General features: G+C 65.8%; 21 protein-coding genes. 10 read left to right on the top strand and 11 right to left on the bottom strand.

The genetic code is table 11. The annotated features are described in order from the left end of the window. The first annotated feature begins 9 nt into the window (after positions 1 to 9). The gene (phbB, locus tag AC1MLZ_RS12585; protein ID WP_480958765.1) at positions 10 to 732 is read left to right on the top strand and encodes an acetoacetyl-CoA reductase; all 723 of its coding nucleotides are present in this window, start codon (positions 10 to 12) and stop codon (positions 730 to 732) included. A gap of 388 nt (positions 733 to 1,120) precedes the next feature. Here the strand turns inward: phbB and murA are convergent, their stop codons facing one another. Then, positions 1,121 to 2,404, bottom strand: coding sequence for a UDP-N-acetylglucosamine 1-carboxyvinyltransferase (murA, locus tag AC1MLZ_RS12580; protein ID WP_480958764.1), 1,284 nt, complete (start codon positions 2,402 to 2,404; stop codon positions 1,121 to 1,123). 249 nt (positions 2,405 to 2,653) lie between these two features. Here murA and AC1MLZ_RS12575 point away from each other — a divergent pair, with 249 nt between their 5' ends. After that, entirely contained in the window at positions 2,654 to 3,337 is a 684-nt protein-coding gene (locus AC1MLZ_RS12575; RefSeq protein WP_480961545.1) for a Crp/Fnr family transcriptional regulator, read from the top strand. A gap of 155 nt (positions 3,338 to 3,492) precedes the next feature. On the opposite strand, the gene clpS is transcribed toward AC1MLZ_RS12575, so the two are convergent. The 3 genes from clpS to AC1MLZ_RS12560 all read right to left on the bottom strand — a co-directional run bounded on the left by clpS (position 3,493) and on the right by AC1MLZ_RS12560 (position 6,580). Then, entirely contained in the window at positions 3,493 to 3,840 is a 348-nt protein-coding gene (clpS, locus tag AC1MLZ_RS12570; RefSeq protein ID WP_480961544.1) for an ATP-dependent Clp protease adapter ClpS, read from the bottom strand. Between the two features lie 193 nt (positions 3,841 to 4,033). Beyond that, positions 4,034 to 4,762, bottom strand: a complete 729-nt coding sequence (locus AC1MLZ_RS12565; protein WP_480958763.1) for a phasin family protein — start codon at positions 4,760 to 4,762, stop codon at positions 4,034 to 4,036. A gap of 105 nt (positions 4,763 to 4,867) precedes the next feature. Further along, positions 4,868 to 6,580, bottom strand: coding sequence for a PHA/PHB synthase family protein (locus tag AC1MLZ_RS12560; RefSeq protein WP_480958762.1), 1,713 nt, complete (start codon positions 6,578 to 6,580; stop codon positions 4,868 to 4,870). A gap of 324 nt (positions 6,581 to 6,904) precedes the next feature. On the opposite strand from AC1MLZ_RS12560, the gene AC1MLZ_RS12555 reads away from it, so the two are divergent. Genes AC1MLZ_RS12555 through AC1MLZ_RS12545 form a run of 3 tightly spaced genes read left to right on the top strand, consistent with a single transcriptional unit; the run spans position 6,905 to position 9,324 of the window. Next, positions 6,905 to 8,113, top strand: coding sequence for an LL-diaminopimelate aminotransferase (locus AC1MLZ_RS12555; protein WP_480958761.1), 1,209 nt, complete (start codon positions 6,905 to 6,907; stop codon positions 8,111 to 8,113). Between the two features lie 7 nt (positions 8,114 to 8,120). Further along, positions 8,121 to 8,897: a sulfite exporter TauE/SafE family protein gene (locus AC1MLZ_RS12550; protein WP_480958760.1), complete on the top strand. Its 777-nt coding sequence runs from the start codon at positions 8,121 to 8,123 to the stop codon at positions 8,895 to 8,897. A 1-nt stretch (position 8,898) separates the two neighbouring features. Next, positions 8,899 to 9,324 (top strand): acyl-CoA thioesterase, encoded by a 426-nt coding sequence (locus AC1MLZ_RS12545; RefSeq protein ID WP_480958759.1) that lies wholly within the window; start codon positions 8,899 to 8,901, stop codon positions 9,322 to 9,324. A 90-nt stretch (positions 9,325 to 9,414) separates the two neighbouring features. Here the strand turns inward: AC1MLZ_RS12545 and AC1MLZ_RS12540 are convergent, their stop codons facing one another. Beyond that, positions 9,415 to 9,837: a winged helix-turn-helix transcriptional regulator gene (locus AC1MLZ_RS12540; RefSeq protein ID WP_480961543.1), complete on the bottom strand. Its 423-nt coding sequence runs from the start codon at positions 9,835 to 9,837 to the stop codon at positions 9,415 to 9,417. Positions 9,838 to 10,034: 197 nt separating this feature from the next. On the opposite strand from AC1MLZ_RS12540, the gene AC1MLZ_RS12535 reads away from it, so the two are divergent. Genes AC1MLZ_RS12535 through AC1MLZ_RS12525 form a run of 3 tightly spaced genes read left to right on the top strand, consistent with a single transcriptional unit; the run spans position 10,035 to position 13,617 of the window. Next, complete coding sequence (locus AC1MLZ_RS12535; protein WP_480958758.1) at positions 10,035 to 10,364, top strand: CC_3452 family protein; 330 nt, start codon at positions 10,035 to 10,037, stop codon at positions 10,362 to 10,364. Positions 10,365 to 10,411: 47 nt separating this feature from the next. Beyond that, entirely contained in the window at positions 10,412 to 12,517 is a 2,106-nt protein-coding gene (locus tag AC1MLZ_RS12530; protein WP_480958757.1) for a RelA/SpoT family protein, read from the top strand. Positions 12,518 to 12,564: 47 nt separating this feature from the next. Then, positions 12,565 to 13,617 carry a glycosyltransferase family 2 protein gene (locus AC1MLZ_RS12525; RefSeq protein WP_480958756.1) on the top strand — a complete coding sequence of 351 codons (1,053 nt, stop codon included), beginning with the start codon at positions 12,565 to 12,567 and terminating at the stop codon, positions 13,615 to 13,617. Positions 13,618 to 13,878: 261 nt separating this feature from the next. Here the strand turns inward: AC1MLZ_RS12525 and AC1MLZ_RS12520 are convergent, their stop codons facing one another. Next, a complete protein-coding gene (locus tag AC1MLZ_RS12520; RefSeq protein ID WP_480958755.1) occupies positions 13,879 to 14,607 on the bottom strand; it encodes a class I SAM-dependent methyltransferase in 729 nt (242 codons plus the stop codon). Positions 14,608 to 14,635: 28 nt separating this feature from the next. Continuing rightward, positions 14,636 to 15,061 carry a GtrA family protein gene (locus AC1MLZ_RS12515; protein ID WP_480958754.1) on the bottom strand — a complete coding sequence of 142 codons (426 nt, stop codon included), beginning with the start codon at positions 15,059 to 15,061 and terminating at the stop codon, positions 14,636 to 14,638. A gap of 90 nt (positions 15,062 to 15,151) precedes the next feature. Here AC1MLZ_RS12515 and AC1MLZ_RS12510 point away from each other — a divergent pair, with 90 nt between their 5' ends. Further along, positions 15,152 to 16,954 (top strand): AcrB/AcrD/AcrF family protein, encoded by a 1,803-nt coding sequence (locus tag AC1MLZ_RS12510; RefSeq protein ID WP_480958753.1) that lies wholly within the window; start codon positions 15,152 to 15,154, stop codon positions 16,952 to 16,954. Positions 16,955 to 17,035: 81 nt separating this feature from the next. On the opposite strand, the gene AC1MLZ_RS12505 is transcribed toward AC1MLZ_RS12510, so the two are convergent. From AC1MLZ_RS12505 to AC1MLZ_RS12495, 3 genes are all read right to left on the bottom strand, one after another. After that, complete coding sequence (locus tag AC1MLZ_RS12505; protein WP_480958752.1) at positions 17,036 to 17,656, bottom strand: MarC family protein; 621 nt, start codon at positions 17,654 to 17,656, stop codon at positions 17,036 to 17,038. Beyond that, positions 17,653 to 18,528: a bifunctional methylenetetrahydrofolate dehydrogenase/methenyltetrahydrofolate cyclohydrolase FolD gene (folD, locus tag AC1MLZ_RS12500; protein ID WP_480961542.1), complete on the bottom strand. Its 876-nt coding sequence runs from the start codon at positions 18,526 to 18,528 to the stop codon at positions 17,653 to 17,655. The genes AC1MLZ_RS12505 and folD overlap by 4 nt, the downstream gene beginning before the upstream one ends. A 115-nt stretch (positions 18,529 to 18,643) precedes the next feature. After that, a complete protein-coding gene (locus AC1MLZ_RS12495; protein WP_480958751.1) occupies positions 18,644 to 18,811 on the bottom strand; it encodes a hypothetical protein in 168 nt (55 codons plus the stop codon). 212 nt (positions 18,812 to 19,023) lie between these two features. Between AC1MLZ_RS12495 and AC1MLZ_RS12490 the strand changes: the two genes are divergently transcribed. Further along, positions 19,024 to 19,287 carry a hypothetical protein gene (locus AC1MLZ_RS12490; protein ID WP_480958750.1) on the top strand — a complete coding sequence of 88 codons (264 nt, stop codon included), beginning with the start codon at positions 19,024 to 19,026 and terminating at the stop codon, positions 19,285 to 19,287. A gap of 86 nt (positions 19,288 to 19,373) precedes the next feature. Here the strand turns inward: AC1MLZ_RS12490 and AC1MLZ_RS12485 are convergent, their stop codons facing one another. After that, positions 19,374 to 19,946 carry a hypothetical protein gene (locus AC1MLZ_RS12485; protein WP_480958749.1) on the bottom strand — a complete coding sequence of 191 codons (573 nt, stop codon included), beginning with the start codon at positions 19,944 to 19,946 and terminating at the stop codon, positions 19,374 to 19,376. Positions 19,947 to 19,978: the final 32 nt, after the last annotated feature.

Below are 19,978 nucleotides of genomic sequence, written 5' to 3'. Positions count from 1 at the left end.
GAGAGACTGATGGCACGCGTAGCAATTGTAACCGGTGGTACGCGCGGAATCGGCGAAGCGATCAGCCTCGCGCTACAGGACATGGGCCTGACCGTCGCCGCCACCTATGCCGGCAATGACGCGCGCGCGACGGAGTTTACCGAGCGCACGGGCATCGCCGCATACAAGTGGGACGTCGCCGATTATGACGCGTGCCAGGCGGGCTGCGCGCAGGTCGCTGCCGATCTGGGCGACGTCGATATCGTCGTGAACAACGCCGGCATCACGCGCGACGGCACCATCCTGAAGATGACGTACCAGGATTGGAAAGAGGTGATGGACACCAATCTTGGCGGGTGTTTCAACATGGCCAAGGCGGTGTTCCCCGGCATGCGCACGCGCAAATGGGGGCGGATCGTCAACATCGGCTCGATCAACGGGCAGGCTGGGCAGTACGGCCAGGTGAACTATGCTGCGGCGAAGTCCGGCATCCACGGCTTCACGAAAGCCTTGGCGCAGGAGGGCGCGCGCGCGGGCGTGACGGTCAACGCGATTGCGCCGGGGTATATCGATACCGACATGGTGGCGGCGGTGCCAGCCGACGTGCTGGAGAAGATCGTCGCGAAGATCCCGGTCGGGCGACTGGGCCAGGCGACCGAGATCGCTCGGGGAGTCGCTTTCCTGTGCTCGGAAGAGGGCGGGTTCGTTACCGGGTCTACGCTGAGCATCAATGGCGGGCAGCACATGTACTGACGGGCGCAGGCAGCGCAAAGCGCAGCCGATGCCCGCGAGCAAAGCGAAGCGGACAGCGCCCGGCACGGCCGGCGGGTCGGCGAGGCCGAACCCGTCCGACGGCGGCTTTGCCGGCGGCGCTGAGTAGATGTCTACCGGACTACCGAGGACGGTCTTGCTTGATCCTGGGCCCCCGCCTTCGCGGGGGAACGAGGAAGGGTTGACCTCCCCCACTTTCCGTCATGCCGGGCTCGTTCCGGCATCCACCGTGCCGCACGATCAAGAATGGTGAGTTTGCGGTGCCGTGGACCCCGGAACAAGCCCGGGGTGACGGGTCGTCTTTGACTGTGTCTTGCCAGAACAGTGCTGTCGGCTGCCCCGATCGAGCAATGACCTCACCCCCGAAGCATTACCCGTCGCTAGCGCGCTCGATATCCGCCCCGACCGCGCTCAGCTTCTCCTCCAACCGCTCATACCCGCGATCAAGGTGATACACCCGACCCACAGACGTCTCGCCATCCGCCGCCAGCCCGGCCAAGATCAAGCTCATCGAAGCCCGCAGATCGGTCGCCATAACCTGCGCCCCCACCAGCTTGTCGACGCCACGCACCACGGCGGTCCGCCCACGCACCTGGATATCCGCCCCCATCCGCGCCAGCTCCGGCACGTGCATGTAGCGGTTCTCGAAGATCGTCTCGGTCAGCACGCTGGCGCCATCCGCCATGCACAGCATGGCCATGAACTGCGCCTGCATGTCGGTCGCGAACCCAGGATACGGCGCAGTCGACAGCGTCAGCGGTTTCAGCTTGCCGTCCGACGCGATGCGCACGCCGTCCTTGGTCGGCGTCACGGAAACCCCCGCCTCGACCAGCGCGTCGATCGTCGCGCCCATGTCCGGGATCGCCACGCCGACCAGCTCCAGGTCGCCGCCGGTGATCGCCGCGGCGCAGGCGTAGCTGCCCGCCTCGATCCGGTCGGGCATCACCGCATAGGTCGCGCCGTGCAATCGGTCGCGGCCTTCGATCGTCAGCGTCTCGGTACCGATCCCGTCGATCGACGCACCCATCGCGACGAGGCAATTGCACAGGTCGACGATCTCGGGCTCGCGCGCGGCGTTCTCGATCACCGACGTGCCCTTGGCCAACACCGCCGCCATCACGACGTTCTCGGTCGCGCCCACCGACACGATCGGGAAGCGGAAGCGTCCGCCCGGCAGGCGCCCGCCCGGCGCAATCGCCTTCACATAGCCCGCCGCCATCTCGAGTTCGGCACCAATCGCTTCCAAAGCGCGCAGATGCAGGTCGATCGGCCGGTTGCCGATCGCACAGCCCCCCGGCAGCGACACCGTCGCCTCGCCGCCACGCCCGAGCAGCGGCCCGAGCACCAGGATCGACGCGCGCATCTTCCGCACGATGTCGTACGGCGCCTCGGTCGACGTAAGGTTACCCGCGCGGATCGTCATCACCCGGCCGAAATCCTCCGGCCGCGTCCCCTGGATCGCGGTCGATGCGCCAAGCTGGTTGAGCAGGTGGCCGAAGCCGTCGACGTCCGCCAGCCGCGGCAGGTTGCGCAGCGTCAGCGGTTCTTCGGTCAGCAGCGCGCACGGCATCAGCGTGAGCGCGGCGTTCTTCGCCCCGGAGATGGGCAAGCGCCCGGACAGGCGATTGCCGCCGCGAATGAGAATACGGTCCATTCGGGGTGTCTATCGCGGCTGGCGTTCCGCGCAAGGGCCGCGCACCGATCGGGCGACGGGCGGACGCTGCACCAAGGTCGAGTCGCGCGTTGGGACGCCCCGTTCCCTCGGTGGTGCTTTCCCCCCGCTTGATCGACTTTAATGCGCGGAAATCCTAGCTTTGCTCTGTGGTTCCCGAACATCGGGGACCAATACAGAGTGCCGCACAGCTGCTTCGCCGACCGCGTCGGCGATCTCATCGACCTGTCGATGAACGAGAAGGCTGCGCTAGCGCGGTTGGAGGAGCGCCCGCGAGACTTGCGTCGCGGTGCCGTCCTCGTGCGCGAAAATGATCCGCAGGCCGAACTCTTCATCCTGCAGCGCGGCATGGCGATGAGCTATGTCTTGCTCCATGACGGCAGCCGCCAGATTTTACGCTTCCTCTATGCCGGCGACATGCTGGCCGTCTCTGCGCTCGTCTATCGCGATTCGCCCGAGACGGTGGTCGCGCTGACGGATTGCACGGTCTGCTCGTTCGATCGTTCGGCGATGACCGGGCTTGTCACCGATCACCCGCGGCTGTCGGCGCTGATCATGGTCATGAATCAGATGGAGAAGGTCGCGCTGACCGACCGTCTCGCCGCACTCGGCCGCACCTCGGCCAAGGCACGGATCGCCGCGCTGCTGATCGAGATGCGCAACCGATTGCGGATGCGCGACCGCGCGATGGGCAACAACTTCACGCTCGGCCTGACGCAGGAGGAGATCGGCGATGCCACCGGCCTTACCGCAGTCCACGTCAACCGGATGTTGCGGCAGTTGGAGGAAGACGGCCTGATCCGCCGCGAAATGGGCCGGGTGACATTGCTCAACGAAATGCAACTGGCGCAAGCCGCGAACTACATCGACCGGTTTGACGGGCTAGACCTGCGCTGGTTGCCACCGGCGCGGTAGAAACGCTCTCTAATTCTCCCCCGCCAGGGGGAGGTGGCTGGCCCTTGCCAGACGGAGGGGGCGGATACGGAACAGAGGTGGTCGCGTGCCTCCCCCTCCGTCACCTTCGGTGCCACCTCCCCCTGGCGGAGGAGGATTAACTCAAACGGTGAAGCTCACGCCTTCTCCAGCGTGCACTGCAACGGATGCTGGTTCTGCTTCGCAAAATCCATCACCTGCGACACCTTCGTCTCCGCCACCTCGTAACTGAACGTCCCGCAGACCCCGACGCCCTTCTGGTGAACGTGCAGCATGACGCGAGTCGCAGCCTCCATGTCCATGCGGAAGAAGCGCTGGAGACACAGCACCACGAACTCCATCGGCGTATAGTCGTCGTTGAGCATCAGCACGCGGTACGGCGTCGGCTGTTTGGTCTTCGCGCGCGTCTTGGTCGCGATGCCGGCGCCGGTGCCGCCCCCGGTGCCGTTACCGTCCTCGCCACCATCGTCGCGGCGCTCGGCCATCTGCTCGCCCGTCCGCTGGGGAGTCGTCATTTCAGGGGTCAAAAGCATGCTGCCAAAATATGGCATGCCGGGGGGCAAGGGCAAGGGGGCGCCCGCAAACGTCGCGCGAAAACCGCAAACGCAAAAGGGGCGACCGTCGCACGACGGCCGCCCCTTTTTCGTCACCTGCCGCCCAAAGACGGCATCGCGTAACTTACGCCGAGATCTTCATCTTGTCGGTCGCGACCGCAACGCGGTTCGAGATCGGCTGTGCGAACTCGCCGAACATCTTCAGCATACGCTCGGTCGAGCGCGAACCCTCGGCGATCATCGTGTCGAACGCGGTGCGCGCATAATCGCCCTGCAGCTTCATGAACTCGGTCGGCGACTTGGCGGCGGCGAGCGTCTTGGCGGCTTCGGTCGCGCTCTCGAACGAGGTCTTGGCGTACTCGGCAGCTTCATGGCCGAGCGCCTCGACGTTCTTCGCGGCGATCTTCGACGACTCGACGAGCGCCTCGACGTTGCCCTTGCCGAAGGCGACGAAATCTTCCGCCATCTTTGCCGACTTTTCCATCGCGCCCTTGGCCTGCTCGGTGAACTCGGCGGTGTTCGCGCCCGTGAAGAGGGCCTTGGTCTTTTCGGTGATGCTCTGGATCGTGTCCATCGTGGCGTCCTTTGTTTCGCTGGCTAGGGTTTCGCTAGCTGGGATCCCCGTTGGCGCGGCGGCCGGAATCGGGGCGGGAATGTCCGTGTGCGGCGATACAAAAGCAGCCGCGAGAGGTTGAGGTGCCGGCGTCTTGGCGATCGGCTTGGGTGCCGGTTTCGCCGGCTTGGCGACAGTCCGGGTGAAGGTTTTGGCGGTCGCGGCCTTGACGGCAGCGATCGGTTTCGCAGCGGCGACGGGCTTCGATCCGGCCTTGGCCGTCCGTTTCACGATATCCACCATCCACGCACCTCTCTTCGGAGTTATGTCGCGGTCTTTGTACACGAATTTACGCGCTGCACAATTTAATTGTGCATCGCACCATGACGTGAGCGTAAGGTAGCGCTACCGGCTTTTCACATACTCGCCGGGCGCCTCGCCAAGCGCTTCGAGCGCCCCCTCACCCGGCAGCCGCGCACCGTCCGCCGCGACCGCCTCGGCGCCATGTCCGCGCAACCATTCGACCCAATCCGGCCACCAGCTCCCCTTCGTCTCCGTCGCGCCGGCAACGAAGTCCTCCAGCGTCGTGTGCGCGCCAGGATTGGTCCAATATTGATACTTGCCCGCAGCCGGTGGGTTGACCACGCCCGCAATATGCCCCGACCCCGCCAGCACGAACTTCAACGGCCCGGCGAACAAGTGCGTGAGTTTCCAGACACTTTCGGCCGGCGCGATATGATCCTCACGCCCCGCCTGGACATAGCTCCGCGTGGAAACCTTGGTCAGATCGATCGGCGTCCCGTCCACGCTGATCGCCCCCGGCGTCACCAGCAGGTTGTCGCGGTACAGGTCGGTCAGATAGCTCAGATGCCATTTCGCCGGCAGGTTGGTGGTGTCGCCGTTCCAGTGAAGCAGGTCGAACGGCACGTAATCCTGCCCCAGCAGGTAATTCTGTGTGACGTAGTTCCAGATCAAGTCGCGCCCGCGCAACAGGTTGAACGTCGTCGCCATGTAGCGCCCGTCGAGGAACCCCTCAGGCGATAGCGACGCGACCATCTTCAACTGCTCGTCGTCGATGAAATGCTGCAGTTCGCCCGCCTGTGCGAAATCGACCTGGGCGGTAAAGAACGTCGCGCTCGCCACCTTCGCCGCCTCGCCCCGTGCCGCCAGCAGCGCAAGCGTCGCGGCCAACGTCGTCCCCGCCACGCAATACCCGATCGTATGCACAGCCGGCACGTCGAGCGCGGCGCGAACCGTGTCGATCGCGTCGACTTGCGCGCCGACATAATCGTCCCAGACCACGTCCTTCATGCTCGCGTCGGCCGATTTCCACGACACCATGAACACGGTGATGCCCTGCTCCACCGCCCAGCGGATGAAGCTCTTCTCCGGCGTCAGGTCGAGAATGTAGAACCGGTTGATCCACGGCGGAAAGATGACGAGCGGCGTCGCCAGCACGCTCTCGGTGGCCGGACTGTACTGGATCAGCTCGTAGAGCGGCGTGCGTTTCACCACCTTGCCCGGCGTCATCGCCAGGTTGCGGCCGAGCTCGAACGCGCCGTCGGGCGTATGCGTCACCTGCCCGCGGGCAAGATCCGCCATCATGTTCTGCAGGCCCTTCAGCAGATTCTCGCCGCGCGTCTCGATCGTCTTCTCGATCACCTGCGGATTGGTCAGCGCGAAATTGGTCGGGCTCATGGCATCGACGAACCCCTTGGTCGCGAACCGCAACTGCTCCTTCTGCTTCGGGTCGAGGCCGTCGATTGCCTCGACCCCGCGCAGCATGTGATCGCCGATCAGCTGATAGCTCTGCCGGATCAGGTCGAACACGGGTTCGCGCCACTGCGGCGCCTTGAAGCGCTTGTCGGTGACGGGGGCGGGTTCGGGCGCCATGGCGGGATCGAGAAAGCGCTGCCACAGCGTCAGGCTCTCGGTCCAGAAATCGCGCGCGCGTTCCAGCGTGGCGGGATCGGTGAGGCCCGGAATCGCCGGGATCGCCTCGGGCTTGGCCTGCATCGCCGCGAGCCCCTGCTCCATCATCATCTGCTGCGCACGCCCCATCACCCAGGTCCAGTGCTGGAGATCGGGGAGGGTCGGAATAGGAGGAGTTTCGGCCATGACGTCCTCTGCTTTTTCCAGAGCTTAACGCAGGTATCGGTCAAGCGAAAGCGTGGCCGCATTAACAGTATCGGCGTCGGGACCTGACGATCCTCCCCCGCCAGGGGGAGGTGGCTGGCCCTTGCCAGACGGAGGGGGAGGACACGGAGCAGAGGCGGCGCCTGCCTCCCCCTCCGTCACCTTCGGTGCCACCTCCCCCTCGCGGGGGAGGATCGACCTGAAGCGAACCAGAATACCCCGGCTTTCGCCCGGACGACGAATGAGGCGGATGACGCCCCCTCTCACCTGCGGTACAGCACCCGCTCCTCCAGCTTGAGGCTGATCATGTCCGAAGACTTCTACCGCATCAAACGCTTGCCACCTTACGTCATCGCCGAAGTGAACGCGATGCGGGCGGCGGCGCGCGCGGGCGGGGAGGACATCATCGATCTCGGCATGGGCAATCCCGATCTGCCGCCCCCCGAGCACGTCATCGAGAAGCTCGTCGAAGTCGCACGCAAACCCGGCGCGCACGGCTATTCGCAGTCGAAGGGCATTCCCGGCCTCCGCAAGGCCCAGGCAAATTATTACGGCCGCCGCTTCGGCGTCGACGTCGATCCCGAGACCGAGGTCGTCGTGACGATGGGCTCGAAGGAAGGGCTCGCGAGTCTGGCCACCGCGATCACCGCGCCCGGCGACGTCGTGCTTGCGCCCAACCCGTCCTATCCGATCCACACGTTCGGCTTCATCATCGCCGGCGCGACGATCCGCGCGGTGCCGACCACCCCCGACGAGGCGTATTTCGAGAGCCTCGAACGCGCGATGGCGTTCACCGTCCCGCGCCCGTCGATCCTGGTCGTCAATTATCCGTCGAACCCGACGGCCGAGGCGGTCGATCTCGCTTTCTACGAGCGGCTCGTCGCATGGGCGAAGGAGAACCACGTCTGGATCATCTCCGACCTCGCCTATTCCGAGCTGTATTACGACGGCAATCCGACCCCCTCGATCCTCCAGGTGCCCGGCGCCAAGGACATCGCGATCGAGTTCACCTCGCTCAGCAAGACCTATTCGATGGCCGGCTGGCGGATCGGCTTCGCGGTCGGCAACAAGACGTTGATCGCGGCAATGAGCCGGGTGAAATCGTACCTCGATTACGGCGCATTCACGCCGATCCAGGCCGCCGCCTGCGCCGCACTCAACGGCCCGCAGGACATCGTCGAGCGCAACCGCCAGCTCTATCACAAGCGTCGCGACGTCATGGTCGAGAGCTTCGGACGTGCCGGCTGGGATATCCCGAGCCCCCGTGCGAGCATGTTCGCGTGGGCGCCTTTGCCGCCCGCGCTCGCGCATTTAGGTAGCCTTGAGTTCACCAAACAATTGCTGACTCACGCGCACGTCGCGGTCGCCCCAGGGGTGGGCTACGGCGAAAACGGCGAGGGCTATGTGAGGATCGCAATGGTCGAGAACGAACAGCGGCTCCGCCAGGCGGCGCGCAACGTGAAGAAATACCTCCAGTCGATGGGCGTGAACACGCCCGCGCGTGGCGCCGGCTGACCGCTTAGTGGATATCAATCCGTTATATTCGGTGGCCGGCGTGCTCGTCGGCCTCATCGTCGGGCTGACGGGTGTCGGCGGCGGGTCGCTGATGACGCCGCTGCTGGTGCTCGTCTTCGGCTTCCACCCCGCCACCGCGGTCGGCACCGACCTGCTGTACGCTTCGGCGACCAAGACGGTCGGGACGACGGTGCATGGCTGGCGCGGGACGGTCGACTGGCGCGTGGTGCGGCGGCTTGCCACCGGCAGCGTCCCTGCGGCGATCGCGACGTTACTGGTGCTCAACCATCTCGGCGAAAGGTCGCGCGATACGGGGCATACGATCACCGTCGTGCTCGGCGTCACGCTGATCCTGTCGGCGGTCGCGACGTTCCTGCGCGCACGGATCGTCGTGTGGCTGACCCCGCGGATCGGCACGGTCGGCGGCGAGCGCCAGGCGATGCTGACGATCCTGCTCGGCGCGGTTTTGGGTGTGCTGGTCTCGCTGACGTCGGTCGGGGCTGGCGCGCTCGGCATGACCGCGCTGCTCATTCTTTACCCCACGCTGCCGATCAACCGACTGGTCGGCTCGGACATCGCGCACGCCGTACCGCTGACATTGCTCGGCGGGATCGGCCACTGGATCCTCGGTTCGGTCGACGTCGACCTGCTCGTGTCGCTGCTGATCGGTTCGATCCCCGGGATCATCGTCGGCAGCTTGATCGCGACGCGTGTCTCCGACCGCGTGCTGGTCCCTGTGCTCGCGACCGTGCTGGCGCTGGTCGGCGTGAAGCTGATCTTCTGACATGAGGCCGGGCTTCGCCTTCTCCACCCGCTTCCGCGTGCGCTACGCCGAGATCGACGGCCAGCGCATCGTCTTCAACTCGCGCTATCTCGAATATGCCGATGTCGCAGTCACCGAGTTCTGGGAATGGACCGGGATCGCGGACGCGCTGCCGGAGATCTGGCCGACCACCGAGTTCAACGTCCGCCGGACGGAGATCGATTACCTCAAGCCGTTCCGGTTGGGCGACACGGTCGAGGCGTTCGTGCGGATCGAGAAACTCGGCACGACCAGCCTGACGAAGCGCTTCGAACTCGCGCATGCGGAGACGGGGGAATTGCACACGGTAATCACGATGGTCAGCGTGCACGTCGATCTGGAAACCGGGCGGCCGGTGCCCCTGCCGGATGGGGTCCGCGTGGTGCTCAACGCGCTACCTACTCAATAATCCGAAGCTAGCGTGTTCCCCCGCGAAGGCGGGGGTCCAGACTGGGCTCCCGCCTTCGCGGGAGAACAAGGAAGGATGGACCGCCAGAGGTTACTCCGCCGCCTCAGCCGCCACGCCATCCTCGGCCACATCCCCGGGCAGGGCCCATATCAAATCCCCCTTACTCAGCACGCGTCCATCATGCGACCGCACCGACACCGGCTGCAACGGCCGCCGATCGCGCGCGTCGACCAGGATCGGGAAAGCCGGCACGCACGTCTCCCACCGCTCGCCCCATTGCCGCAGCGCGATCATCGTCGGGAGCAGCGCGAAGCCCTTGTCGGTCAGGCCGTAGGCGATCTTGCGCCGATCCTCCGGGATAGGCTGCCGCTCGAGAATCCCATGCTCGACCAGCCGCGCCAGCCGGTTTGCGAGGATATTGCGCGCAATTCCCAGTTCCGACTGGAACTCCTCGAAATGGTGCAGGCCGTTGAACGAGGCCCGCAGGATCAGGAACGACCAGCGCTCGCCCATCGCCTCCAGCGCGGCGGGCAGACTGCATTCGAGCAGGGGTTCACGCAATTTTCCCACGGCGTCATCCTTATTGGACAGCAACGGTACCGCATAAAATGCCGGAGCGAAACGCCGGAAGGGAATGGCAGTCGGTTTTCAGTTGCAACTGAAAACGCATCTCGATAGGTAGCAATTAGAAACCTTTTAGGAGTCGACCGATGTCTCGCATCACCCGCGCCCTTCTGACCGCCGTCCCCGCTCTGGCGACGGGGTTCGTCGCACTGGTCGCGACACCGACATCGGCCCAGACCCTGGTCAATTATTACATCGCCGTCCCCGCCGCGGCGCCCGCCTCCACGCGGCTCATCACCAACGGTACGCCGTGGCGCTGGGAGAATGCGGCGTTCGTCGCGAGCAAGGCGCCACAACGCGACGTGATCCTCTGCGCCGCCGTCGCCAAGCGCGCCGGGCCGCTCGCCAGTTTCACGGTCGCGGGCAAGGCCTATGACGCCGAAGCGCTGGCCGCGTGCAACAACCACGCGAAATAACGAGGATTTTGTTGCAAAAGGGCGCGGCCCGGCCCCATCAAGGGGCTGTGTTGCGCCAATATGAACTGGTCGATCGCGTCCTCGACTACGATCCCGACGCCGACGAGGCGATGCTGAACCGCGCCTATGTCTTCTCGATGCAGGCGCACGGGTCGCAAAAGCGCGCGAGCGGCGATCCGTATTTCAGCCATCCGATCGAGGTGGCGGGCATCCTCACCGACCTGCATCTCGACGCGGAGACGATCGCCACCGCGATCCTGCACGACACGATCGAGGATACCGTCGCCACGCCCGAGGAGATCGAGCGGCTGTTCGGTCCGTCAGTCGCGCGCCTCGTCGACGGCGTGACGAAGCTGTCGAAGATCGAAGCACAGACCGAAAACGAACGCGCCGCGGAGAACCTCCGCAAATTCCTCCTCGCGATGTCCGACGACATCCGCGTGTTGCTGGTGAAGCTCGCCGACCGCCTCCACAACATGCGCACGCTTCACCACATCGCCAAGCCCGAGAAGCGCCGTCGCATCGCCAAGGAGACGATGGACATCTACGCGCCGCTCGCCGAGCGGATCGGCATGTACGAGTTCATGCGCGAGATGCAGTCGCTGGCGTTCGAACAGCTCGAGCCCGAAGCCTCCGAATCGATCAATCGCCGCCTCGAACAGCTCAAGCAGGGCGACGGCGACCGCATCGAGAAAATCGCGTCGGGGTTGAAATCGGTGCTCGCCCGCGCCGGCGTCGAGGCGGAGATTTCGGGGCGCGAGAAGCATCCCTATTCGATCTTCCGCAAGATGTCGGAGCGGCACATCAGCTTCGAGCAGCTCTCGGACGTGATGGCGTTCCGCGCGATCGTTCCGACCGAGGAGGATTGCTACCGCACGCTCGGCATCATCCACCAGCGCTGGCCGATGGTGCCGGGCCGGTTCAAGGATTATATCTCGACGCCCAAGCGCAACGGCTACAGGTCGCTGCACACCTCGGTGATCCATGCCGACAGCGCGCGGATCGAGATCCAGATCCGCACCGCCGACATGCATGCACAGGCCGAGTTCGGGCTCGCCGCGCACTGGGCCTACAAGCAGCAGATCAACGGCAGCGACCGGCAGGTCAGCTGGATCCGTGACCTCGTCGAGATCCTCGATACCGCCGAGAGCCCGGAAGAGCTGCTCGAACACACGCGCATGGCGATGTACACCGATCGCATCTTCGCGTTCACGCCGAAGGGCGAGTTGATCCAGCTTCCGAAGGGCGCGACCTCGATCGACTTCGCCTATGCGGTGCACACCGATCTCGGCGACCAGGCAGTCGGCGCAAAGATCAACGGCCGGGTCGTGCCGCTGTCGACGGTGATCGAGAATGGCGACCAAGTGCAGATCCTGCGCTCAAAGGGCCAGTCGCCGCAGCCGCAATGGCTCAACGTCGCGACGACCGGCAAGGCGCTCGCCGCGATCCGCCGTCACCTCCGCCAGAAGGAGCGCGTCGAGCAGATCGCACTTGGCCAGACCTTGTACGAGGATATCGTCACCCGCCTGCCCGCGCAGATCGGGACGGATGCGCTGTCGCATGCCCTGAAGCGCTTGAAGCTGCCCGACGATTCTTCGCTGATGGTCGCGATCGCGCGGCGAACCCTGTCCGATGCCGCGGTGATGGAAGCACTGATGCCCGGCTCGGCGGGCGCGGACGTCACGCATGCGCTCGCGCCGCAATCGAGCGCGATCTCGATCAAGGGCCTCACCCCCGGCGTCGCCTACGACCTGGCGACGTGCTGCCATCCGGTACCGGGCGATCGGATCGTCGGGTTGCGTCGGCCCGATGCCGGGATCGAGGTCCACGCGATCGACTGCAAGGTCCTGGCCGAGCTCGCCGAGCGATCGGAAAACGAGACCGACTGGGTCGACGTGGCATGGGGCGACGAGACCGAGGGCGCCGTCGCACGCATATCGGTGATGGTGAAGAACGAGCCGGGTTCGCTCGGCATCGTCTCGACGATCATCGGCGGGCACAAGGCGAACATCATCAACCTGCGGCTCGATACGCGCGACAAGAGCTTCCACACCAACGAGATCGATGTCGAGGTGCACGACGTGCAACAACTCATGCGGCTGATGGCTGGCCTGCGCGCGGCGGATGCGGTGCATACCGTGGAGCGGGTGTAGAAACATCTGTCGATGACGGCGGGCGCGGCGGACGCTAGACGGGGGAGATGAACCGTCCATCCCTTTCGATCCCGGCCCTTTCGATCCCGGCCCTTTCGATCGTCGTCCCCTGCTACAACGAGGCGGCATGCCTCGACATCCTGCACGCGCGCATTTCCGGCGCGGCAAAGGTCGCGGTCGGCGACGATTACGAGATCGTCCTGATCAACGACGGCTCCCGCGACGACAGCTGGCCCGTGATGCAACGCCTCGCCGCCGCCGATCCGCGGCTGGTCGCGATCAACCTGTCGCGCAACCACGGCCACCAGTTGGCACTCACCGCCGGCTTGGACCTGTGCGCCGGCGAGCAGATCCTGATCATCGACGCCGATCTTCAGGACCCACCCGAACTGCTGTCCGATATGCGCGCGGCGATGGCGGCTAGCCAAGCCGACGTCGTCTACGCGGTACGCCGCCAGCGCGCCGGCGAAACCGTGTTCAAGAAGGCGACCGCCGCCGCGTTCTACCGCATGCTGACGCGGATGACGGATACGCCGATCCCGCTCGACACCGGCGATTTCCGCCTGATGAGCCGGCGCGCGCTCGACGCATTCCTGTCGCTCCCCGAGCAAGCCCGCTTCATCCGCGGCATGGTCGCCTGGATCGGCTTCAAGCAGGTCCCCTTCCCGTATGACCGCGCGGAGCGGCTGGCCGGCGAGACGAACTACCCGCTGGCGAAGATGATTCGCCTCGCGTTCGACGCCGTCACCGGCTTCTCCACCGCCCCGCTGCGTTTCGCCAGCCACGCTGGACTCGCGCTCACCGGCGTGTCGCTGCTGCTGTTCGTCTATATCGCGATCGGCTGGCTATCGGGGAGTGCCGTGCAGGGCTGGACCTCGACGATGCTCGTCACGGTGTTCCTGGGTGCTGTGCAGATGTTCGTGCTGGGGATGATCGGCGAGTATCTCGGGCGGCTGTACGTCGAGTCCAAGCGTCGGCCGCTGTATATCGTGGCTGACGTGGCAGGGCCGATCCAGGGCAAGGCGACGCTCGGGTTTCGCGCGGAACCGGTGGACGTGGTGCGGCTGCCTGAAGCGTTCCTTCCAATCCGCACCGACTGACGAACACCGCTCATCCGAACTCTCGCACCACCCCGGCGGAGGCCGGGGCCCAGTGGGGGACGTCGCCAACTGGGGCCTGCGCTTTGTTACTGCGATCTTTCCAATTGAGCCCGGCCCTTCGCCCGGGTGGTGGTTGGAGGTGCGCCCCAGCGCCCCCCTCCGTTCGTGCTGAGCGAAGTCGAAGCACCTGCGCGCGTGACCTGTCCTTCGACTTCGCTCAGGACGAACGGACAAAGGGGCGTGACAGGGCCCGAGCCTATTTTACCGCGGCACCGCCAGCGTCACGATCGAAACGCCCGGCGTCATCGGCACGCGGCCGACCAGATGCCGCTCCAGCCGGAAAATCTTCTCGAACAGCGCATTCACCAGCTTCGGCGGCGGTGAATCGTCGCTGTCGTCGCGCCCGGTCATCCGTCCTGCGATCCGCGCCGCCGCCGCCAGCGGGAACAGCAGCGAGTTGAAATAGCCGAGCTTTTCCGGCTTCAACCCGGCCGTCTCGATCGCCGCCTGCAACGTCGCCTTCGAATACCGCCGATGGTGATGGTTCACCACGTCGTGCGCGCTCCACAGCCACGCATGCGCCGGCACCGCGATCAGGATCTTGCCGCCGGGCGCAAGGCAATCCGCCATCGCCTTCAACGCAGCGACGTCGTCCTGGATATGCTCGACCACGTCCAGCACCGCGATCAGGTCGTAATGGCCACGCGGTACGCCCGGCAGCTCGGGCAAGGGCGCCGCGCCGACCGGCTTGCCGAGCCGCTCGCTGGCGATCTCGCGCGCCGCCGGATCGATCTCGATCGCGTCGATCTCGCCGAACTCGGCCAGCATCGGGAGATTATGCCCGGTGCCGCAACCGATCTCGAGGATCTTCGCATCCTTCGGCAACGCGCCGTAGCGGGTCAGGTAATCGGCCAGGATGTCGCGGCGCGCGCGGTACCACCAGTGGGTGGAATCGTGGGCGGCCATCCGGTCGTAGACGATGCGGTCCATCAGTAGTTCGCCCAATTCGTTGGAAGCATCAGTTGAAAACCCAGAAACGGTTGAGCACGAACGTCACGATCGCGGCGAGGAAAACGGCGGGGACCAGCGGAACCCACGGATGCAGATGGAGCAGTGCCGTCCCGATCCACGTAATAACCGCGTTGAGCGCCAGCCCCGAGCCCTGGACGATCACGAACTTCACATGCCGGCCAGCGCCCGGTTCCTTCGCATGGCCCTTGAAGCTCCAGCGGCTGTGCAGGAAGAACCCGACGACCACCGCGACCGCGAACGCGAACGGCACCGCCGCCACCGCCTGGCGGGGCGGGAAGACATACGCCGTCAGCGGCAGGTAGACGAGCGAATACACGACGCTGGAAATACCGCCGGCGATGCCGAAGCGCACGAGCTGGCCGAGCACGCCGCTCGCCCGCATCTGCTCCATGTGTCGCCAAATCGCCTGCATGCCCGCCTTGTTCTTTACCCGCGCCGCGATAGAGCAACCGCGAAGACAAGCCCGCGCATCTAGTGTGCGTGCGGGCTGGAGGAAAGCGTTTTGGATCAGGCACCCCCCCCCGAGCAGTCGACGCTGCGGAACACGCTGCTCGACGAACTCGATCGGCATTGGATCGCGCTGACGCTGCTCGCCTGGGTGGCGGTGGCGGCTTGGTCGATCTTCGATCGCTGGGGGCAAATCCGCTGGCTGTCGCTCGGCGATACCGACGACAACATGCGCCTGATGCAGGTCCGCGCGTTGCTCGACGGGCAGGGCTGGTACGATCTGCGCAACTACCGGCTCAACCCGCCGGTCGGTTTCGACATCCACTGGAGCCGCATCGTCGACCTGCCGATCGCCGGGCTGATCCTGTTCTTCCGCCTGTTCACCAGCAACAGCTGGGCCGAGCGGCTCGCGTGCGGTATCGCGCCGCTGCTGCCGCTGTCGATCGCGATGCTGGGCATCGGCGCGACCGTGCGGCGATTGATCAGCCCCTATGCATGGCCGCTGGCGATCGTGTTCCTCGTCGGCGCGGTCGGCACGATGCTGATGTTCATGCCCGAGCGGATCGATCATCACGGCTGGCAGCTGGCGATGCTGAGCCTGACGGTCGCTGGCCTCTGCGATCCGAACGGTCGTCGCGGTGGCGCGATGGTCGGCATCGCGAGCGCGGTGTCGCTGTCGATCGGCCTCGAACTGTTGCCCTACGCGGCGATGGCAGGCGCGATCATCGCCTTGCGCTGGGTGTGGGACCGGTCGGAGGCCGAGCGCCTGTCGATCTACGCGCTGACGCTCGGCGGCGGCAGCACGCTCGGGTTCGCGCTGTTCGCGTCGAACGCCAACCAGGCGATGCGCTGCGATGCGCTGACCCCGGTATGGCTGAGCGTGATGATCGCGGCGGGGATGCTGCTGTTCCTGCTCGCGCGGTTCGGCCCGGCCTCGCGCGGTATGCGGCTGGCGCTGGCGGTCGCGGCCGGTGCGGCGATCGTCGCCGGCTTTGCCCTCGTCTTCCCGCAGTGCCTTGGACGGCCCGAGGGCATCTCGCCCGAGCTGCAACGCAACTGGCTGGACAATGTCCGCGAGGCAAAGCCGATCTACAAGCACAGCTTCCGGGTCGGTTTTGCAATGGCATCGCTGCCGATCATCGGCCTGATCGGCGCGATCTTCGCCGCGTGGCGGGCACGTCGCGATGCGCGTGCCGTCGGCTGGACCGCCGTCGCGCTGTTCACCGCGTTCGCCTGCGCGATGCTGTTGTGGCAGGTCCGCGCAGGGCCCGCCGCGCAGATGCTGGCGATTCCCGGTGCGACCGCGCTGGGCTGGCTGATCCTGCCGCGTCTGCTCGGCAACCGATCGATTGCCGTTCGCGTGCTGGGGACGGTCGGTGCGTTCCTGGTCGTCTCCGGGCTGTTCGCCGGGATGGTGATCAAGTACCTCCCGATCGACCGGCCGAAGCCCTATGAGAAGCGCGTCAATTCGGCGACCGGCAACTGCCTGCGGACCACCGTGCTGCTCGCGCTGAACACATACCCGGCGCAGACCGTGTTCACCTTCGTCGACATGGGCCCCCGGCTGATCACGATCACGCATCACGACGCGATTGCCGGGCCGTATCACCGCAACGGCGATGCGATCCTCGACGTCCAGCACGCGTTCGGCGGCACGGCGGATCAGGCGCACGCGATCATCAAGCGGCACGGCGCGACGATGCTCCTGCTCTGCCCCAACGCGGCCGAATCGACCAACTACAAGGCGCGCAGCCCGAAGGGGTTCTATGCCGAGCTGGCGACGAACGAGGTGCCGGCATGGCTGACCCCGCTACCGCTGCCCGCGAAATCGCCGCTGCGGTTGTTCAAGGTGGACTAGGTTCTCCTGCGAACGCAGTAGCCCAGGGTTCCAAACGCTACCCCTTGTGATCCTGGGCTCCCGCTCCCGTGGGAGAACCGACTAGCGCAGCACCACCGACAACCCGTCGAGCACGAACTGCACCGCCAGCGCGGCCAGCAGCACGCCGAGCAACCGCGTGATCACCGCCTCGATCTTCGCACCCAGGATCCGCATGATCGGCCCCGCCGCGAGCAGCGCGACCAGTGTCAGCAGCAGGATCGTCACCATCGCGGCCAGCACCACGGCCGAGCGCTCGAGCCCGCTGTTGCGGCTCATCAACAGCATCACCGACGCGATCGAACCGGGTCCTGCGATCATCGGCATCGCCATCGGGAAGATCGAGACGTCCTCGACCTCGGGATCGTTCGCCACCTTGGCAGCGCGATCCTCTCGGCGTTCGGTGCGCTTTTCGAACACCATTTCGAGCGCGATCAGGAACAGCATGATGCCGCCGGCGATCCGGAAGCTTGCCAGGCTGATCCCCAGCCCCTTCAGCAACGCCTCGCCGAACAGTGCGAACACGAACAGGATCGCCGCTGCCACGCCGACCGCGCGCATCGCCATCGCGCGCTTCTGCAACGTCGAGGCGCCCGCCGACAGCCCGGCGTAGATCGGCGCGCAGCCCGGCGGATCGATGACCACGAAGAAGGTGATCAGCGACGAGATGTAGAGTTCGATCACAGCGCGCCCTCATCGATCGCAACGCCTTCGCGGCGTCCGGCCGAGACCAAAGTGTTCCGCAACAGGCACGCGATCGTCATCGGCCCGACGCCGCCCGGCACTGGCGTGATCGCGCCTGCGACCTCGACCGCGCTGGCGAAATCGACGTCGCCGACCAGCCCTGCATCGGTCCGGTTGATGCCCACGTCGATGACGGTTGCGCCGGGCTTGAGCCAGTCGCCCTTGATCATCTCCGGGATACCGACCGCCGCGACGACGATATCGGCGCGACGGACATGCGCGGGCACGTCCCGCGTACGACTATGGACGACCGTCACCGTACAACTCTCGCGGAGCAGCAGTTGCGCCATCGGCTTGCCGACGATGTTCGAGCGACCGACGACGACCGCCTCGAGCCCGCTCAAACTCGGCAGCACGCTCTTCAACAGCATCACGCAGCCGAGCGGCGTGCACGGCACGAACCCGGCCAAGCCCGTCGCGAGTCGCCCCGCGTTGATCGGATGGAATCCGTCGACGTCCTTGTCGGGATCGATCGCGGAAATGACCGCCTGCTCGTCGATATGCTTCGGCAAGGGCAACTGGACCAGGATGCCATCGATCGTCGGATCGGCATTCAGCGCCGCGACCAGCGCGAGCAGCTCTTCGGACCGCACATCGGCGGGAAGCCGATGCTCGATGCTCTCCATCCCGGCCTCGCGCGTCGCCTTGCCCTTAGACCGGACGTACACGTTGGACGCAGGATCCTCGCCGACCAGCACTACGGCAAGGCCGGGCGCGCGGCCTGCCTCCGCTCGAAAGGCGGTGACGCCGTCTGCGATACGGGCCCGGAGGCCGGCGGCGAAGGCCTTGCCGTCGATGATGGTCGCGCTCATGCTTGCGGCATAGAGCGCGGACGAGATTTCCGCCAGCGCAGCGACGCCGTCCACGACTCGACAATGATCGACGTCCTGCCGACCGCTCACCCACCCGGCATGTGCGTCGCCGGTCCTAGTGTTGGGCGGTGACGATCGCCTTCTGCGCGGACGCGAGCGGCGCGGAATCGCCGCCACGATCGTAGAACGCCATCATCAGAACCCCTACTGCGAGGATCGCGCCGGTGATCGCGTAGATCAGGCGCTTATGATCCTTGGGCGCAGTTTCGATGCGGTTTGCCATTCATCACTCTCCGAAGTCCGGCAGGTCGTCCTGCTCTGATGTCGAGGCTAACAGTTTTCGCCGCACTGCATAGAGCCTTTCGCAGCGTGTCGCGCGCACCCGTCGACAGCCGCAATCCGACCTTCACCGACACATCCGTCGAGGATACGCCACCGTTCGACAGGTAGCGTCTGGCCGACCCGTTCGCTGCGCCCTAGCGTCGCCGCATGATCATGGCAGCGATCGCATTGGCGCAGGCTTCGGCGGCGTTCGGTGGCGAGTTTCCCCTCGAAGTCCTTGATATCTGCGCGGCCAACCGTGCGTTGAGCGGCAAGGATCTCGACAAGGCGTTGCACGACGCCGCCAGGCAGCGCGGCTGGACGGACACCGAAACGGCCATGCTGGTTCAGGGGTGCGCCTCCTATGCAGAGGGCATGGAGGACGGTCGCAAAAGCATCGAGGCACGGATCAAGGCAGAACAACGCCAGCGGAAATGACCCGCCGAATGACCCGGCAGCAGCAAGTGATCCAGCAGCAATGACGTCATAGCCGCGACCTGCGACTACCGCGCGACCGCAACCCGTCAGCCCTTCCAGTCCGCCAACGCATCATCGTAGCGTCGCTTTTCAGCCTCTACCGCCGCCCGCGCCTTTTCCACAGCCCTGTCCCGCGATCGTTCGAGTTCGCGTCGTTCGCGCGCCAACGCCGCCTCGCGATCGACGAGCGCCCGCAACGTACGGCGAAATTCGGATTCGCACGCCTCGAATGCCTCCTCGGCGGCTTCCAGCGCACGCCGACTCGGTTTGGGCTTGGGTTTAGGCGCGGCGGCTGCGGACGCCTTCGCTCCCGAGCGCCGCGGTTCGCCCCCATCCTCGTCCGCGACATCGGCCTCGCGCGCAGTCGTTGGAGCACGCACCGGCATTGCCGCGATCTGTTCCGCGCTCGTGCCGCGCGATCGCTTGATCACCACCCCCGGCGACGCCAGCGGTTCGGCGGACAGGTCCGGATCGGTCACCAGTTCGGCGATCCCGCGCGCGAACAGGTCATGGTCGCTGCCCCATGCCGCCAGCGCCGCCTTCTGGCTCGGCGCGGCGACATAGGCGTCATGGAACCCCGCCGCCGTGCGGTATACTTTCAGCTTGCTCGCTCGCGCCATGCGTCAGGCTAGCGTGCCCATTTCCGCGGCAC

It is taken from the genome of Sphingomonas sp. PEI4 (assembly GCF_056679955.1).
The sequence above is the reverse complement of the archived record's forward strand: the minus strand, read 5'-3'. Positions and strand labels throughout refer to the sequence as shown.